Origin of the sequence: Pseudothauera nasutitermitis (genome assembly GCF_004801295.1) — a bacterium.
Taxonomy (GTDB): domain Bacteria; phylum Pseudomonadota; class Gammaproteobacteria; order Burkholderiales; family Rhodocyclaceae; genus Pseudothauera; species Pseudothauera nasutitermitis.
On sequence record NZ_SSOC01000004.1, the window covers coordinates 108,080 to 124,300 of the forward strand.

13 protein-coding genes are annotated in these 16,221 nt (G+C 68.0%); 8 read left to right on the forward strand and 5 right to left on the reverse strand.

The window, feature by feature from the left end:
• The first annotated feature begins 5 nt into the window (after positions 1-5).
• The gene (locus E6C76_RS10865) at positions 6-2,009 is read left to right on the forward strand and encodes a PhnE/PtxC family ABC transporter permease (RefSeq protein WP_136348276.1); all 2,004 of its coding nucleotides are present in this window, start codon (positions 6-8) and stop codon (positions 2,007-2,009) included.
• Between the two features lie 52 nt (positions 2,010-2,061).
• On the opposite strand, the gene E6C76_RS10870 is transcribed toward E6C76_RS10865, so the two are convergent.
• From E6C76_RS10870 to lnt, 5 genes are all read right to left on the reverse strand, one after another.
• On the reverse strand, positions 2,062-2,310 hold the full coding sequence (locus tag E6C76_RS10870) for a hypothetical protein (protein ID WP_136348277.1): 249 nt from the start codon (positions 2,308-2,310) through the stop codon (positions 2,062-2,064).
• Positions 2,311-2,497: 187 nt separating this feature from the next.
• A complete protein-coding gene (locus tag E6C76_RS10875; protein ID WP_136348278.1) occupies positions 2,498-2,923 on the reverse strand; it encodes a hypothetical protein in 426 nt (141 codons plus the stop codon).
• 259 nt (positions 2,924-3,182) lie between these two features.
• Entirely contained in the window at positions 3,183-3,743 is a 561-nt protein-coding gene (locus tag E6C76_RS10880; RefSeq protein WP_136348279.1) for a hypothetical protein, read from the reverse strand.
• A gap of 134 nt (positions 3,744-3,877) precedes the next feature.
• Positions 3,878-9,217, reverse strand: a complete 5,340-nt coding sequence (locus tag E6C76_RS10885) for an RHS repeat-associated core domain-containing protein (RefSeq protein ID WP_136348280.1) — start codon at positions 9,215-9,217, stop codon at positions 3,878-3,880.
• Positions 9,214-10,719: an apolipoprotein N-acyltransferase gene (lnt, locus tag E6C76_RS10890; protein WP_168734312.1), complete on the reverse strand. Its 1,506-nt coding sequence runs from the start codon at positions 10,717-10,719 to the stop codon at positions 9,214-9,216. The genes E6C76_RS10885 and lnt overlap by 4 nt, the downstream gene beginning before the upstream one ends.
• 214 nt (positions 10,720-10,933) lie before the next feature.
• Between lnt and E6C76_RS10895 the strand changes: the two genes are divergently transcribed.
• From E6C76_RS10895 to cpaB, 7 genes are read left to right on the forward strand one after another with little or no spacing between them, the layout of a single operon-like run.
• A complete protein-coding gene (locus tag E6C76_RS10895) occupies positions 10,934-11,215 on the forward strand; it encodes a pilus assembly protein (protein ID WP_136348282.1) in 282 nt (93 codons plus the stop codon).
• Between the two features lie 22 nt (positions 11,216-11,237).
• Entirely contained in the window at positions 11,238-12,686 is a 1,449-nt protein-coding gene (locus E6C76_RS10900; protein WP_136348283.1) for a hypothetical protein, read from the forward strand.
• A gap of 26 nt (positions 12,687-12,712) precedes the next feature.
• Positions 12,713-13,558, forward strand: a complete 846-nt coding sequence (locus E6C76_RS10905; protein WP_136348284.1) for a hypothetical protein — start codon at positions 12,713-12,715, stop codon at positions 13,556-13,558.
• Between the two features lie 9 nt (positions 13,559-13,567).
• Positions 13,568-14,389, forward strand: coding sequence for a hypothetical protein (locus E6C76_RS10910; RefSeq protein ID WP_136348285.1), 822 nt, complete (start codon positions 13,568-13,570; stop codon positions 14,387-14,389).
• A gap of 5 nt (positions 14,390-14,394) precedes the next feature.
• Positions 14,395-15,099 carry a hypothetical protein gene (locus E6C76_RS10915; RefSeq protein WP_136348286.1) on the forward strand — a complete coding sequence of 235 codons (705 nt, stop codon included), beginning with the start codon at positions 14,395-14,397 and terminating at the stop codon, positions 15,097-15,099.
• Positions 15,096-15,284, forward strand: a complete 189-nt coding sequence (locus E6C76_RS10920) for a hypothetical protein (protein ID WP_136348287.1) — start codon at positions 15,096-15,098, stop codon at positions 15,282-15,284. The genes E6C76_RS10915 and E6C76_RS10920 overlap by 4 nt, the downstream gene beginning before the upstream one ends.
• A gap of 33 nt (positions 15,285-15,317) precedes the next feature.
• On the forward strand, positions 15,318-16,208 hold the full coding sequence (gene cpaB, locus E6C76_RS10925) for a Flp pilus assembly protein CpaB (protein ID WP_211090193.1): 891 nt from the start codon (positions 15,318-15,320) through the stop codon (positions 16,206-16,208).
• The last annotated feature ends 13 nt before the right edge of the window (positions 16,209-16,221 follow it).

Genomic DNA, 16,221 nt, shown 5'->3' on the forward strand with positions numbered 1-16,221 from the left:
GCACGGTGAACACGCTGGCCCTGCCCTCCGCCGCACACTACGGCAAGCGTCCGCTCGGCCATTTCTATGCTTTGCTGGCGCTGTTGCTCGCCGTGCTGGCCGCCTTCTTCGCCGCCGAATGGGACTGGGCGGCGCTCACCGACGCCGAACGCCGCGCCCAGGCCGCCGCGCGCATCGGCGCCTGGCTCACCGCCTTCGCGCAGCCCGATCTGTCCGCCGGATTCCTGCGCCATGCGTGGGATCTGACCCTGCAGACCCTGTCCGCCGCCGTGCTCGGCACCGCGCTGGCGGTGCTGTTCGCCTGGCCGCTGGCCATGGGCGCCAGCCGCGCGGTGTGTGTGGGCGAGGAACACGGGCGCTTCGCGCGCGGGTGGTGGCGGCATTTTCCGCTGCGCTCGCCGGCCGCGCTGCTGTGCGCCGCCTGCCGGCTGCTGCAGGACATCCTGCGCGCGGTACCGGACTTCGTCTGGGCCATCATCCTGGTCGCCATGATCGGCCTGGGGCCCCTCACCGGCGCGCTGGCGCTGGCGCTCAACATCACCGGCATCCTCGCCAAGGTGTACAGCGAACTGTGGGACGGCGTGGACGAATCGCGCTACGCCCAGGTGCGCAGCCTGGGCGGCGGGCGCCTGGCCACCTTCCTGTACGGCATCCGCCCGCTGGCCGCGCGCAACGTGCTGTCCTTCACCCTGATGCGCGCGGAATGCGCGATCCGCAACGCCGCGGTGATCGGCGCCGTGGGCGGCGGCGGGCTGGGCTCGGAAATCTGGTACCAGATCCGCTTCGGCGCCTGGGACAAGGTGAGCACCTTGATCCTGTTCACCCTGCTGCTCACGCTCACCGCCGACCTCGCCAGCAACTACGTGCGCCGCCAGTTGCGCGGCGAGGCGGCGCGGGCCGGCGGCGGGGCCGCGCCGGTGGTGTGCACGGGCGTCGGCTCCGCCGTGGGCGAGACGGCGGCGAACCGCCCGCAGGCCACGTCAGCGCCCGCTGCCCCGGTGGCCGCCCGTCCGCCGCTGCGCCCCTGGCTGGCCGCCGGCTTCGTCGCCTTGGTCGCCGCCTGGTCCATCTGGTTCATGGGCTGGGGCAACCATGCCGGCGACAACGGCGCGCCGCGCAACCACCTCGCCCCGGCGACCGAACTGTTTACCGGGCAGGCCTGGCAGAACCTGCGCTTCTTCGAGCGTCTGCTGGCGCCGGAACTCGATCTGCCCGCCATCGGCCTGGGCGACCCCGCCAAGGCCGAAGCGCGCGCCGCGCAGGGCAAGGCGGTGGACCTGTTCGCGCAGTACGGCCCGGCACAATTCTGGCAAGCGGCGGCCTGGGCCGCCTGGCAGGAGGAACTGCGCAAATGGTTCGTCTGGCGCGTGGTGGAGTCCGCCGCCGTGCCGCTGGCCATCGCCGTGGTCGGCACCGTGCTGGGCGTGGGCGCGGCCATCCTGCTCACCTACCCGCACTCGGCCAGCTTCCAGCTCCATGCGCAGCGCTTCACCGGCGAAGCCCCCGGCCCCTGGCGGCGTCTCCAGCGCGCCGTGCAACTGGCCGCCGCGCGTGCCAGCGCAATGGTCGCGCGCGGCGTGCCGGAAGTCATGTGGGCCTTCCTGTTCATCGCCTTCTTCGGCCCCGGCCTGGTGGCCGGCACGCTGGCCATCGCCGTGCACACCCTGGGCGTGCTCACCCGCGTGTTCGGCGAAGCCATCGACAACCAGCCGTTGCGCCGCTTCGAACCCACCTGCGGCGCCTCGCGCCCGGCCACCTACGCCGTGGTCGCCGGGCCGCTGGCCTGGCGCGACTGGATGACCTACAGCTTCTTCCAGTTCGAGAGCAACGTGCGCGCCGCCGTGGTGCTGGGTCTGGTGGGCGTGGGCGGGCTGGGCTTCCAGTTCAGCTTCAACTTCGAGTGGTTCCGCTTCGAGCGCGCCGGCACCTACCTGATCATGATCATCCTGCTCACGGTGCTCATCGACCGGGGTTCGCGCATGCTGAAGCTGTCGCGCGTGGGGCGGTGAGCGGGCGGCCTGGCGCCCGCCATCCTCGCAAGCAGTGTTCAGGCCGTGCGCTTCAAGGCCGCCCCCGCCACCACAATCCCCAGGCCAGCGCGGCCGGGATGCCGAACAGGGCCACATGGATGGGCAGTTCCTGGGCCAGGGTGTAGCCGTGTGACAGGCCGGTGAGCAGATTCCATGCGGAAACGCCCAGCCAAGCCACGGCGAAGGCCAGCGCAGCCAGTCCACGCCGGGTGGGCGGAGCAAGCCGCAGTGCGAGGACGGCGAGCAGCAGTCCGGCGGCGATGAAAATCAGGGTGCGCATGCTGCGGCTCCTCTGTCGGGAGGCAAGGGTTTGCCAACGGCAGGACGACCTTGCCATGCTTCGCCGTTGCGGGCCAGACGTATAGTTGGCGCTGTGGGATGTTTTCCCGCCGATGGCCCTGGGAGGATGATCCCTGTCGCACAAAAAGGCCGCCGTTGCCGGCGGCCTGGAGAAGCCTGGATGGGGCCTAGATGCTCAGCCTGGACAGGCTTTCCAGCATCCGGCCGCATTCCGCCTTGCTCGGCGTGCGTTCCCGGGAAACCTTCATCTGGTTGGTCTGCCAGTCTTCGAGCGTGCGGCGCTCGACTTCCAGCGCCTTGCCGAGGCGGTCGCTGTTGCCGTTGCCCTGCGTCAATTCGCGCATCACCGGTTCGAGTTGCTGCCGGTTCTGCGCCTGCCAGCCCTGCAGCAGCTTCCGGTATTGCTGGGTATCGTCGCCATGCAGGCGCGAACAGACATCCACCAGCGACTTGAAGAACTGCTCGCGCACCATCAGGCGGTATGGGTCGACCTGTTGCGCGAACGCGCCCGGCGTCCAGGCACAAAGCCCGAGCGCGGTCATGGCGACGAAGCGGGAGAGTCCTTTACAGTGGGAAAAGCTGGGATATCGCATGGAATACGTCCTTCTGCCAGAAGTTGAAATGACCGACAGTTCTGGAGATAGCCCCCTTCCTGCCTGGATAATGTCAGCAGTATATGCCTTTGAGATTGTCAATGGCATTTTACTGGGCACTACGAAAGTAAAATGGCCGTGGGCTACAGACTGAGCAGTGCCGATTGGGGCGGCCCCGGGGCGTGGGGACCACGCACCATTATGAAAAGGCCGACAGTCCATTCGGCGCTTGGGTAGCCGCCGCCGATGTCGGTATTCCTCAAAAATCGGTCTCAATGCGTTCGCCGGTCTTGGGGTGGATGTACCAGCCCTTGCGCAGTACCTTGCCGTTATAGATGTAGGCTTCCTGGAAATCCCCGCCCGCATGATGAAACTTTGAGCCGTCGGGCGCCGAGCCGGGCGCACGCTCTAGATCCCAGCCGATGAGGGGTCCGTCGGGGTGGATGCGTATCTTCAGGCGGAAGCCGCCGCCATTTCTGCGCCGGTCTTCGAGCGGGGCATCGGGGATGCGCGAGGCGACCGAAACCGTATGGTCTGCAATGATGGTGCCGCCCAGCATCGCCCCGTGCGGACCTTCGGCTCGAAATGAACTAGCTGGGTCGCGCCACTCCACCCGCAAGAACTTCGGTACGCCAAACTCTGCACCGTAGCTGGCGGTGGCTCTGCCTCGGGGGGGGGTCATGCTTGCAGCGGTGAAAAACAGCCAACCGTGCTCGTCAAAAATGTTCAACCCCTGAACACGAAACAGCGAATCGACGCGTAACTGTCCACCTTCAAGCCCCCGGAACTTGCGCTTGAGCGCCTCATCCTCCGGACTCAACGGGGGCTGTGCGGCCTGCGTATACCGGGTATGACTGCGGCAACCGGCTAGGAGCACGGCGCACAGAGTCAGCAGCTTGCGGCGTAATGCGGATGGCGGCGGAGATGAAGGTTTGAATATCATGGTGTGGTCTTTTATGACGGGCATTGGGGAGCGTTTTCGTTGAAGTAGCCGTTTGCGCAGAGCCAGCGCATGTATTCCTGGATGTCGACGCGGCCGGTCTGGTTGCCGGTGATCGCGTTCCAGGTGTCGTCGGGATTGCCGGTCGTGGGGCGTCCGGTGTAGTCGATGAAGGTGTGCGTTTCGGCGTTGGTCAGGCTGCGATCCTTGGGGCCGAAGTCGGTGAAACCCATTTCGCGCTGTGTGGTGCCGCTGGCGGCGCCGCGTACCCGGCGATCTTCGGCGCGCAGGAGTTCCCATTCGGTATACGCCGAATCCCCGTGTCCGACTTCGCGTGACACCAGCGGCGTGTTGCGCGGATCGCCGATACGCAGGGCGTTGCTCTGGTCGTGGAGGATGGGGTTGGCGATGGAAGCAATGGATGGCAGACGGGAGACATCCATATTCACTCCTGCTTTCTTCGCCTGTTCCACCATCCAGTTCAGCGCCACGAAGGACAACTGGTTCTCGCCTTCGTCGTAGCCGCCGCCGATGTCGGCATGCGCGCCAATGAAGCCGCGCTCGATGCGCACCTGGTCGGGGGTCAGACTGCCCGCGCCGATGGATTCCAGCGGGAAGCCGCCTTGGTGCAGATCGTCGGGCAGATTACGGCGGGTTGAATTCCAGAAAGCCGCGTTGAAAGGATAGCCGAACACGTCGGACGAATAGGGCTGGCTGCGGTACTCGTTGAGGGCCACGGCGTGTGCTACATAGGCAAACTCCCCTGGTATTCCCAGGCGGTAGGCGGCTCCCGAAGGTAAGTCGGTGCTCAGAACGGTGTCGAACAAGCCCATGAAGCGCAGGTTGACCGGCTGGCAACGTGTGACTTCTTCGCCCGAGGCACTATCGGTGGCGCTGTACTGGATGAAGCGGACGCCATCGATCACGATGCTGGCCGCCGTCAACCGGTTGGCGAACTCCCGTGCCTGCGCGGCGCCACGGCTGAAACCGACGATGTCGATGTCCATGACCTCATCGTCCTCCATGGCCTCGGCCTCGTCGATGAAATAGCTCCACATGCGGTCGATGCGTTCGCGTCCGGTGTAGTTGCCACCGCGATCGGGGATCGGACCGAAACCGTTTGGCAGGATGTCCTGGTACGCCTCGCCCAGATAGTTGGTATTGCCATCCTCAAAGTGCCGAGTCCCTACGCCGGAAACATAGTTCCGTGGGCCATCATCATAGAGATCCCAAAACCGCGCCACGTTGGTCCTGGAGCCACCCAGGCGCTGCAATTCGCGCTGATCGCGGGAATTGTCCGTGCCATCGAACGCAAACAGGATGAGCCCGTCCGGATCGATGTACTTGAACGGATTGAAGGCCACATAGGCATACGGATTCGGTCCGTCCGGCGTGCCCAGCGGGTCCGGTGTCAGGTACTGGCCCAGGTCCGGGTCGTAGTAGCGCGCCCGGTTGTAGTGCAGGCCGGTCTCGATGTCGAAGTACTGGCCGGGCAGGCGCAGATGCAGGGCGAAGCCGTCGCGGGCGGTGATCGATGCCGCGCCGAAAGGGGCGTAGCTGGCGCGCCAGATCACTTGCCCGCCGCCGTCGGTGGCGGCTTCCGGGGCACCCAGGTGGTTGGCGTGCAGCCAGGCGATGCCGTCGAGCCCGGCAAACCAGCTTTGCACGATGCGCAGCAGGTCACCGCCGATGCGGGCGAACGGATTCCGGTCGGCGGGTGCCAGGGCGGCGCCGTCCGGGGTGTCGATGACGGCCAGGGCCATGTCGGCCAGGAAGACGTACTGGCGGGTGATGCGCCCGGCTCCGTCCAGTTCGGCCAGCGGCTGGCGGACTGCGTCGTGGAGGATGTGGCGGGTCTGGCCGCCGGCCTGGATGGTGTTGCGCAGGCCCCGGTGGTCGTAGCCGTAGCGGGCGATTTCGGCGCCGTCCTCGCGCACGGCCACGAGGCGGCCCCGCGCGTCCCAGTCGTATTCGCGGCGGCCCAGTTGTTCGGGCTGGCCGCTGGCGCTGTAGCGGGCGGGTTCGGTATCGGTGCGCCGGTGGCTGCCGGGCTCGAAGGTGCTGCGCCGGGTGCCGGCGCGCAGTTCGGCTTGCGAGTCGATGCCCTGTTGATCGAGCACACGGCGTTGCGAGTGGTCGTAGGCGTAGCGCCAGACGGCCTGTTCCTCGCCCCCTTCCCCGGCGGCGACACTGGCGACGAGGCGGCTGCGGGTGTCGTAGGCGTGGCTGAGATGGCGGGTTTCGCCGGCGTGCTGGCGCTGGTACAGCAGGTTGCCGCGAACGTCCCACAGGTAGCGGTGATCGATCAGCGCCTGCGGGTCGGCGGGCAGGCCGAGCGCGCCGGGCAGCGTGGAAGGCGCGGGCGGCTGCGGTGGCGGGTTTTGCGCATGGGCCTGGGCAATGCCCGGCAGCGCGGCAAGCGTCGGGCCGGGGCGGCGGTAGGCGATGCGCGCGAGCGTGCCGTCGCGGCTTCTCTGGTATTGCGCCTGGATGCCGTTGCCGGTGGTGTAGCTGCGCAGCCCGGCCAGGTCGCGGGTGATGTCGCGGACGATGATCTGGTCCCTGCCCAGCCAGCGCAGCCAGGGGGTGTGGACGGTGCTGCGCGCCAGGGCGACGACCTGGCCCTGGCCGTTGCGGCGGTATTCGAGGCGGCTGCCGTCGGGCAGGGTGGTGGCGACCAGTTGGCCGGATTCGTCGTGCTCGTAGCGGGTGACGGCGGTGTGTTCGCCCTGGGGGGTGTTCAGGGTGACGATGCGGGCGCTGCGGTAGCCGCGTGCGTCGTACTCGTAGCGTTCGCGCTGGGCGGGGTGGATGAGTTCGGCCAGATGCGCGCCGACGTAGCGCCATTGGGTCCGTTCGTCGTCGCCCGTGTGCGCGTCGGTGATGACCTGGCGCAGGATGCGGCCTTGCGGGTCGTAGTCGTAGCGGGCGCGGTTGCCGCGCGCGTCGTGCATGGCGACGAGGCGGTCGGCGGCGTCGAATTCGCGCCGCGCTGCGCCGCTGTCGGGGCTCAGGGTGAGGACCGTGCGGCCGAAGTCGTCGCGCAGGTGGCGCGGGGCGGGGTCGCTGCGTGACCGGGTGGGCGCGGTCGTGCGCCCAAGGGCATCCTCGTGGGCCTGCGGCAGCCCCGCCGGGCTGTAGTGGATGCGCTGCGTGCGCCCGGCGTTGTCGTTGAAGGCGGTGAGGCGGCCGTGGGCATCGTATTCGTAGCGGTGGATGCGGGCCATGCTGGCGCTGTGGATGCCGGTTTCGGTCAGGCGGCTTTCGGTGTCGTACCGCCAGGTGCGTAGTACGCCCAGGGGGGAGGCCTGCCATTGCAGGCGGCCGGCCGGGTCGTAGGCCCGGCGCCACTGCGGCTGGTAATCCTGGCCGCCCCCGCCGGCCGTGCCGGCTTCGACCGGATGGCCCAGGGCGTCGTGGCGGAACCGGTATGCCTGTGCCCCACCCGGCCCGCTGCGGCGCAGTTCGGTCAGTTGCTGGCGGGCGTCCTGGATGAAGGCGGTTCGATGGCCTTCGGCGTTGTGCACGGCAGCCAGCAGGCCGGTGTGCGGGTCGTGGTCCAGTTCGTTGCGGCGCGCCCCCGGGGCGGTGACGGCGGTGATGAATCGGCCCCTTTCATCCCACTCGAAGCGGGTGATGTCGGAATCCTGCGGGGAGGCTTCGGGCCCGTTGGGCAGGGGGCCGTCGATTTCGGCGAGCAGGCTGCGGCCGTTGATCTGGGTGTAGGCGTAGGTGGTGGTGCGCTCGATGGGGGTGGCTGCCTGGGCGCTGGCGGCGGGTCGGCCGGTGGCGTCCAGGGGGCTGAAGCCGGTTTCGTGCATGCGGATGGGCTGGCCGGCGTCGTTGTAGTCGATGCGCACCTGGTGTTCCTGGCCGGGCACGACGCTGGGGCGGGCGATGAGCACGGGGGCGGTGTGTGAGTGCGGGGCGTAGGCGTAGCGCACCCAGTCCTGGAGCACGGGCCGGCCGTCGATGAAGCGGTGGCGCTCGATGCGCAGCGCCCGGCCGTGGTCGTCGAAGGTGGTGTGGGTGATCCGCAGGGGGCGGCCTTCGTCGTCCAGGGCCGTGGCGAGGACGGGGCGGGCGGCCTCGTCGTAGCGGTAGCGCACGTTGGTGGGCGGGCAGGTGGCGCAGCCGGGGCCACGGGCTTCGAGGATGCGCCGTTCGCTGCCGATCAGGCCGGTGAGGTAGGTGGTGGTCTGGCCGAGGCTGTTGGTGAGCACGGTGCGCCCGGGGGCGGAGAAGTCGAGGGCGAGGTCTTCGGGGCCGCGTTCGCCGTCCGGGGGCAGGGGGCCGCGCACCGAGCGGACGGCGCGGGCCTGGTCGTCGTAGGCCCAGGTGGCGATGCGCTGGTGGATGGGCTGGCCGTCCGAGCCGCTGCCGGAGACGGTGATGCCGGTGAGCAGGGTGGGGAAACGCTCGTCCTCGTAGTGGTATTCGCGGGCCAGGGTGCTGGTGGTGGTGCCGCGGTTGGCGAAGGCGTGGGGGCGCTCGCCGGGGTCGTAGTGGGTGGGCAGGGTGAGCTTGGCGAGGTTGCCGGCGTCGTCGTAGGTGTAGGAGAAGCGGCCCAGCGGGGAATCGATGTGGGCGATGGCGCGCAGGTCTTCGGTATGGGTGAACAGCAGGGCGCGGCCCTGGGGGTCGGTGACCGAGACCAGGCGGCCGGCGGGGTCGCGCTGGATGGAGACGAATTCGCCGGTGGGGGCGAGGATCTGGGTGAGCCGGCCACGGGCGTCGAAGAACAGTTGGCGGCCGTCCGGCCAGTGCCAGACGTACTGCTCGCCGCGAGCGCCTTGGGTGATGAGGACCTGCCCGCGTGCCGGGTCCAGGCTGGCGCAGCGGCCGGGGTCGTCGGGGTTGCGGGCGAAGATGACGCGCGAGCCGTCGGCCTGGACGATCTGGAGGTTGCCGGGGGTGGGATACAGGCGGGTGTCGTAGGACAGGCGCCAGCCGGGGCCGAGGTGGATGCCGGGGCGCTCGTCGCGGCTGCGCTGGCTGTTGTAGTGGCGCACGATTTCCAGGCCGAGCACGCCGGGCAGGGCGTGGAGGTCGGCCTCGCGCTGGTGCTTGTTGCCGGAGAGCACGCTGATGGGGTTGCCGGCGCCGACGGACTGGCCGGCCGGAGAGGACTGGGTGGCGGGGCCGTTGGGGGTTGCGCAGGGGTTGCCGATGTCGTTGTTGACGCACTGCGTCGGCGGATCGGGCGTGTCCGGGGCGGGGCAGCTCATGGTGACGCCGCAGCTGCCGCTGTTGCTGCCGCCGCCGAGCAGGTCGTCGAGGATGCCCTGGGCGGCGGCCGGGGGGCTCAGCGCAAGGACGAGAAGCAGGGCGGATGCGTGGCGGATGGCGTTCATGCGGTCTTCTCTTGGATGGTGGGGTGGGACATGGCGCGTTTGCGCCGTACGGCCGCCAGCAGCAGGACGGCGGCGCAGACGAGCAGGACGGGCGTGTCGCCGAGGCGGACGTAGGGCGTGAGCCCCTGCATCGGTCGTATCTCGCCCGTCAGGTCTGACTCCTGGCCGGGCTGCACCTGGCCGGCGATCCGGCCGCGGTGGTCGATATGGGCCGCGCCGCCGGCATTGGTGGTGCGCAGAACGGGACGGCCGGTTTCCAGCGCGCGCGCCCGGGCCATGGCCAGCCCCTGCGGGATGGCGGCGCTGCGTTCGAACCAGGCCAGGTTGCTCGGGTTGAGCAGTACCGATGCGTCCATCGCACGGCGGCGGGCCAGGCGGGGGGAGGCTTCTTCATGGCAGATCAGCGCGGCGAGCCGGCGCCGGTCCGCCACGAAGGGCGGCTGTCCGGGCGGGCCGGGGCTCAGATCCTTGAGCGGAAAGTGCAGGTGCCGCGAGAACCATGCGAATCCCGGGGGGCTGTATTCGCCGAAGGGCATCAGCTCCTCCTTGGCGAAGAAGCGCAGCGGCGTGCCGTCGCCGGGAATGTGCAGCAGGCTGTTGTGTGCCTGCTGGTTGCCGCCCATCAGAGCCACGCCGATGAAGAAATGGCTGCCGTGGGTGCGGGCGGCCTGGGCCAACCGGTCCACGAGGCCCGCTGGCAACTGGTGGAAGAACATGGGCAAGGCGGTTTCCGGAGCCAGAACGAGCTGCGCGGGGGATTGCGTCAGCCGTTCGGCAAGGCGGTCGATCTGCGCTGGGATGTGCTCGGGTGAGAACTTGTCCTGCTGGGCCGTGCCGGTGTGGATCAGGCGGAAGCCGAGCAAATCGCCGTGCGGGGTGATCCAGGGCTGCTTGGCGCCCCAGTGGGCGGTAGCCAGGAAGGCGGCAAACGCCAGGGCGCCGAGTACGGCGGGGCCGTATTGCCGGCGCACCAGGGATTCGGCGACGGGCAGCCAGCCCAGGCAGAGCACGTAGGCAAGAAAGCTCAGACCGTACAGGCCCGTTACCGGGAGCAGGCCCGCCAGCGGCGTGTCGAGCCAGGCGTAGCCCATGGAAAGCGAACTGAAGCCGCCGGGCAGGCTGCCGCGCGCCCACTCTCCGGCCGTCAGCAGCGCCGCCAGGCATGCCGCCGCCGTCAGCCCCGGCGATGTCGCGGGCGTGGCGGTGGCGAGCAGGCGGCAGCGGGCACACAGGTAAACCGGCAGCGCGATGAAGCCGGCCAAGTAGAGCGTGGCGGCCATCGCCGAGAGCAGGGCCAGTAATGGCGGCAGGCCGGTTTCGCGGAACAGGGCGGCAATCATCCAGGCCTGTCCGCAGGCATGCAGGCCGAGGCCGAACGCCAGGGCCAGCAGGGCCGCGGGGGCCGGGCGGCGCGGCCGGGCCAGCAGGCGGCACAGCCCGCCGAATACCGGGAGAAGGAGCCACGGGCTGGACCCCGGCGCCCAGGCCATGGCGCCGAGCACCCCCAGCGCCGCAGCGCCCGGGACAGCCAGGCCAAGCGTGACGGTATCCCTTATGGAAGCGTTAAAAATGCCTTTGGAGTTCATTGTTGATGTTGAATGCATCTGATTTGGGGATTATAGTAGGCCGATAGAGTATGCATATCGTTTACTCTTAATGAATAATTAGAGATGCTATTTAATTTTTCTATCGACTGATCGTGATGGAGATGCAGCTATGAACATGAAGCGCGCAAGCCGGCAGGCCGGCCAGGGGATGACCGAATACATCGTGATCGTGGCCCTGATCGCGGTGGCCGCCATCGCCGTGTACCAGTTCTTCGGACAGACCATCCGCAGCCAGACCGCCGGCATCGCACTGGAGGTCTCGGGGCAGTCCGCGAGCAGCGCGATTAGTGAGGCACAGAGCGCGGCCAGCAACGCGCAGGCTGAGGGCACGGCGACGAAGGGGCTGGACAACTACACCAACGACAACTCGCGCGGCGGCGGTGGGAACTGACCGGACGGCTTCTGCGCTACCCATGTCCAGGGCCGGAGTGCGGCCCGGCGCATTCCGTTGTCCGGTCCGCCGGCCTCCCGCATTCTCCGGGCGGGGCCGGCAGACCGGGCAGGCTGCGGTCTACGGCCTGTTCGTCATCGTCGGTTCGGTGGTCGCGCTGTTCTTCCTGTTCAACACCGGCCAGCTCTCGGGCGAGAAGACCAAGCTCGTCAACACCGGCGACGCGGTGGCGTACAGCGCAGGGGTGATGAACGCGCGCACGCTGAACTATCAGGCCTACGCCAACCGGGCGATGCTTGCCAATACGGTTGCCATCGCCCAACTGGTCAGCCTTTCTTCCTGGGTGGCCCATGTGGAAACGCTGGGCCAGGAGTACGGCGGAGGAAGATGGGTGAACTGGTCGAAATACCCCACCTACTATCCGTCCTACCTGGTTGCGCAGACGGCCGGGGAATACCTCGCCATGCTCAACGAAGACCGCTTTGGGGGCAGTCCGCTCGAGGCGCTGGCGTCCGCCTCCGACGGCATCATCCGCAGCAGGCTGATGACCGCCCAGCAGGTTGCGCATGCGGGGCTGATTCCGGCTCGCCGGCGCGTCATGGAAGAGGTTGCGCAGGCGAATTACCGCGACGACGGCAGCGTGACGGTCGAGCAGCTCATTCTCGGCGTCGACATGCCCGGCTTCGTCACCCGCTACGCCGGTGACGAACGCACGCGTTTCGCCGAGGCGGCCAAGGTTGCTGCGAAGCTGGACGATTTCGTGCCCAAGCGCAGCTGGACGATACCCGCGCTATACCCGCAGGGATGCCCTTACGCGTTCGACTGGCTCAGCCGGCGCGGCGGAACGGAACTGATCGGCTTCGACGAGTGGAAGGCGCTCGACACCCTGTCCGAATGGCGCTGGAAAATGAGCAAGTCGGGCAATTGCTACCTGTCCGAGAACGCCCTTGGATACGGGGCGAGAACTGCTGCGGATCAGCCCGATGCGGACACCGATTTCCGCCGTTACGACTACGCGCGGATCACCAATCCTTTCGCCAGCCTGCTTGCCCTGAGCACGGCATCTTCCGATGCGTGGGACTATTCCGGGCTGCCGAATTTCTACGATCTGTCGGAGAGCCGTCTGGAAGAGGACGATCCGGCCCTGCGCTTCTCCGTGCGCATCCGCCGCCCGGTGGGGCAGACCCGTACTTCCGAAGGACGCGCGGCCGTGCGTGGCAGTGGCGCGGACAACCGCATCGCGCAGTCGCTGAACAACTTCCAGGCCGCCCCGGCCGGTGGTGACGAACTGGTGGCGGTTTCGGCCTCGGAAGCATTCTTCGAGCGCACCGGTGACAACGTCTACGGGCAAAAGCTGGGCAAGCCGCGGGAACTGGCCAGCCTGTTCAATCCGTTCTGGCAGGTGCGGCTGGTTTCGGCCGATGACGAGGCGCGCTTTGCCCAGGGCCAGCAGGGAGCGGTGCTGCCGTGAGCGCCCTGTCCAGGTGCCTGCCCATGTTGCTGCTGTGCGCCTGCACGGCCGGCGCGGCCCAGGCCTGGACGCCCTACCACGCCCATTTCAGCGGCGGCCCCACGGCACCGGCCCATTACGTACATCTGCAACTGGACATGCCGTCGGAATTCCACGAGGCGCAGCGGCAGCAACTGCGCGACCACTACGAAATATGCAGTTCCGGCAAGGAGGCGGCGGCACTGATCGGCGAGCCGGTGGAGCCCTATCTGCCGCTTCCGGCAGGCGGGCTGCCGGAACGGCCGTGGGTGCAGGACATCGAAATCTATTACGGCGCCGGCCGTGGAGTCGTCGTACACACCTTCACGCACCATTACATCGACCTGAAAAAGAGCCGCAGGCGGCCGCAGCACAAGGGTGACTGCGGCCTGCTGAAAAGTACCACCAGAACCGTTCTGATCCGGGATGCGGCCCAGTCCTGCAAGATTCCGCTGCCGGCGGCGGGTTCTAGGCTGGAGGTGCGCTGCGGGGCCGGGACGGGGGAGGCCGAATACCTCTACCGGGCCGGATTACCCGATGAAGCGCTGGGGGTGGTGAAACCCACCGGGGAAACGGGTTCCGCCGCCGGCAGGCGCTGCCGCGTCTTCGGCACGCAGGAAGACCTGCAGTTCTGCGTGGACGAACTGAACGAACTTGGCGGTGCGCCCATGCCGCTGCTCTCGCCTTACAACAGAACGCACGCCGGACTGCTGCTGCGGCAGAACATCGGCAACCTCCGCTACGTCGCGCAGCGCGTGGTGCTCGATATCCAGGTTGGCGAGGGTTTGTTCCGGGTACCCGAAAACGGCGCTGCCGAAAGCGCTCTGCCGCCGCTGCCGGCGGACCATCGCTGAGCCGCAGCCATGGCAACGCTACGCACCACGATCGCCTTTCCCGCCTGCGGGCCACAGCGCGGGCAGGCGCTCACCGAGTTCCTCGTGGTTGCCCTGGCGCTGATACCGCTGTTCCTGCTGATTCCGATCATCGCCAAATATCAGGACGTCGCCCATGCGACGCAGATGGCCGCCCGCTATGCGGCGTTCGACGCGACGGTCAGAAACGATGCCGCCGCCGGAGGATGGAAATCCGAAAGCGAACTGGCCGACGAGATCCGGCGGCGTTTCTTCGGCGCCTCGGACGCGCCCATCAAGACCGGCGACGTGGCCGGGGAGTTCGATGCCCACCGCAACCTGTTCTGGCGTGGGCCCGACGGCAACCCGCTGCTGGACGACTTTTCCAGAGTCACGGTCAGCTTCGGTCCCGGGCACGGCAGTACGCACGGCGATGCTTTCGAGGCGGTGAACGACATGACCAGTTTTCAGCTGCTCGCGGGTGGGCTGGGCCTGGGTTCGCGCGGCATCTACACCGCCAACGTCAGTGTGGCGCTGGCCGATCTGCCCGCGGGGCTGGCGTTCTACCGGCCGTTCGACGAAATCGGCATCGTCATGACCCGCAGCGCCAGCCTGCTGCCCGATCCGTGGACGGCGAAAGACGCCGAGGAGGTCGAGGAGCGCATCTTGCGCAGCGCCACGGTCTTCCCCGCCGGAAACCTGAGGGGGGTGGCCGGCATCGTCAATGGCTTTGTTTCGGTCATCGAATGGCCTGCCGGATTGAGCGGGCCGAAGCTGGGAGAGCTCGAATTCTGGCGCGACGTGGTGCCGGAGGACCGGCTCGAAGCGGACTGAACACGATGAAGACGAGACGCCTTCCGGCAATGCTGCTGTGCCTGTCCTGCCTGCTGCCGGGCCACCTCCAGGCGCGCGAACCGCAGATCGAGCTGCCCCGCTCCGCGCGCGCCTTCTCGGTGGGGGACGGCATCGTACTCAACGGGCTGCCGGTCAGCATGCGCGGTTTCAGCTCGACGCAATCCATCGACGAACTGACTGCCTGGTTCAGACGAAGCCTGGGCGCACCGGTGGTGGAAAACAGGCTGGGCGGCATGATCGTGCTCGGCAGGGCGGTGGACGGCCATTACCTGACGGTGATGCTCCAGGAGGGCCGGCGCGGCGTCCGCGGCGTCACAGCGGTGGGCAGCCTGCGAGACGCCGAACAACTGCACGCCGGCTACCGGGCACGGGCCGAACGCCTGCTGTCCGTCCTGCCGCACGGTTCGCGGCTGATCAGCGACATGGTGTCCGAAGACCGCGGCCGGCATGCCTGGCACCTCGTCATCGACAACACGCACGGCGAACAACTCAACAGCGAGCGCGTCACGGCGCTGATGCAGCAGCACGGCCTGGCGCTGGAACACGAAGCGCGCACGGAAGACGACGCGCGCCTGCTCTACTTCCGGGGCGGCGGTGCGGAAGCGATGGCAGCCGTCGCGAGCGGAGCGGACCGGCGCGGCGTGATCGTCATCAACCTCATTTCTTCCTCCCTGGAACCGTTCCAATGAAGTACGACCGCCTTGCAGGCCGCCAGACCGGCCAGTCCATGGTCGAGTACGTCGTCGTATGCACCGCACTGGCGCTGGCGCTGGGTGTCGGCCTGGGCAGCGACGACAGCGCACTGTGGCAGTTGATCCAGAACTTCCGCCTCGGCTACCAGAAGTTCAGCTTCGCCCTGTCCCTGCCGACCTGAACGCCCCCTCTTCTCTTCATGAATGGATCGCCCATGCAGTTACCGTCCTTCCTTTCCAGAGTACGTTACAACAAGACCTGGCTGGTGCTGGGCGTGGCGCTCTGCGTCGGCCTGCTCGCCGCATTCGCCGCGCAGCGCTACCTGGCCAAGCGCATGGCGGAAATCGAAGCACGTTCCAGGGGACAGACGGTGGGCATCATCGTCGCCAAGCGCGAATTGCGCGCGGGGGAACGGATTTCCGAAGACACCGTGGCCGTGCGCGCGGTGCCGGTCGATTTCGCCCACTCCCTGGCCATCAAGCCGGAAAGCTTCACCCAGGTGTCCGGCCGGGCCATCACCTATTCGCTGAAGCCCGGCGAAATGGTGCTGTGGAGCCTGCTGGAGGGCCAGAAGCCACCGACCTTCTCGACGCGCGTCGCCGAAGGGCGGCGCGCGATCACCGTGCCGGTCGACGAGATCAACTCCATCTCCGGCCTGCTGGAACCGGGGGATCTGGTCGATCTGGTCCTCACCCTGGAGCGCGACGGCAGGAAGCACAGCTTCGTCATGCAGCAGAGGCTGCGGGTGCTGGCCACCGGGCAGCGTGCGGGCGACGACCCCAAGAGCGGGGAGCGCCGGCAGTATTCCACCGTCACCCTGGACACCACCCCCGAACAGGCGCGCACCATCATTCGCGCACGCGAGGCCGGCAAGCTCACCGCGCTGCTGCGCAACCCCCAGGACGCCGTGGAACTGGCCGGCGACCCCATGGCGGCGCGCTTCCTCCGCGACCTGAACGGCGAAGCGTTCCAGGTTCCTGTTTTGTACGGCGGCCGCAGCGGCAGCCTGTCCACCGACGGCCTGCACCTCAACCCCCGCTTCGATCAAGACAGGCAGCCCGCCGGACTGCCGTCCCTGGCCGTCATGCCCGCCAGCGCTCAATGAGCCGCCGTGCTTC

Coding starts and splice junctions, on each gene's coding strand:
- E6C76_RS10885 (WP_136348280.1), bottom strand. CDS start 9,217: ATGAACGCCATCCGCCACGCATCCGCCCTGCTTCTCGTCCTTGCGCTG.
- E6C76_RS10900 (WP_136348283.1), top strand. CDS start 11,238: ATGTCCAGGGCCGGAGTGCGGCCCGGCGCATTCCGTTGTCCGGTCCGC.
- E6C76_RS10870 (WP_136348277.1), bottom strand. CDS start 2,310: ATGCGCACCCTGATTTTCATCGCCGCCGGACTGCTGCTCGCCGTCCTC.
- E6C76_RS10910 (WP_136348285.1), top strand. CDS start 13,568: ATGGCAACGCTACGCACCACGATCGCCTTTCCCGCCTGCGGGCCACAG.
- E6C76_RS10915 (WP_136348286.1), top strand. CDS start 14,395: ATGAAGACGAGACGCCTTCCGGCAATGCTGCTGTGCCTGTCCTGCCTG.
- E6C76_RS10875 (WP_136348278.1), bottom strand. CDS start 2,923: ATGCGATATCCCAGCTTTTCCCACTGTAAAGGACTCTCCCGCTTCGTC.
- E6C76_RS10895 (WP_136348282.1), top strand. CDS start 10,934: ATGAACATGAAGCGCGCAAGCCGGCAGGCCGGCCAGGGGATGACCGAA.
- E6C76_RS10920 (WP_136348287.1), top strand. CDS start 15,096: ATGAAGTACGACCGCCTTGCAGGCCGCCAGACCGGCCAGTCCATGGTC.
- cpaB (WP_211090193.1), top strand. CDS start 15,318: ATGCAGTTACCGTCCTTCCTTTCCAGAGTACGTTACAACAAGACCTGG.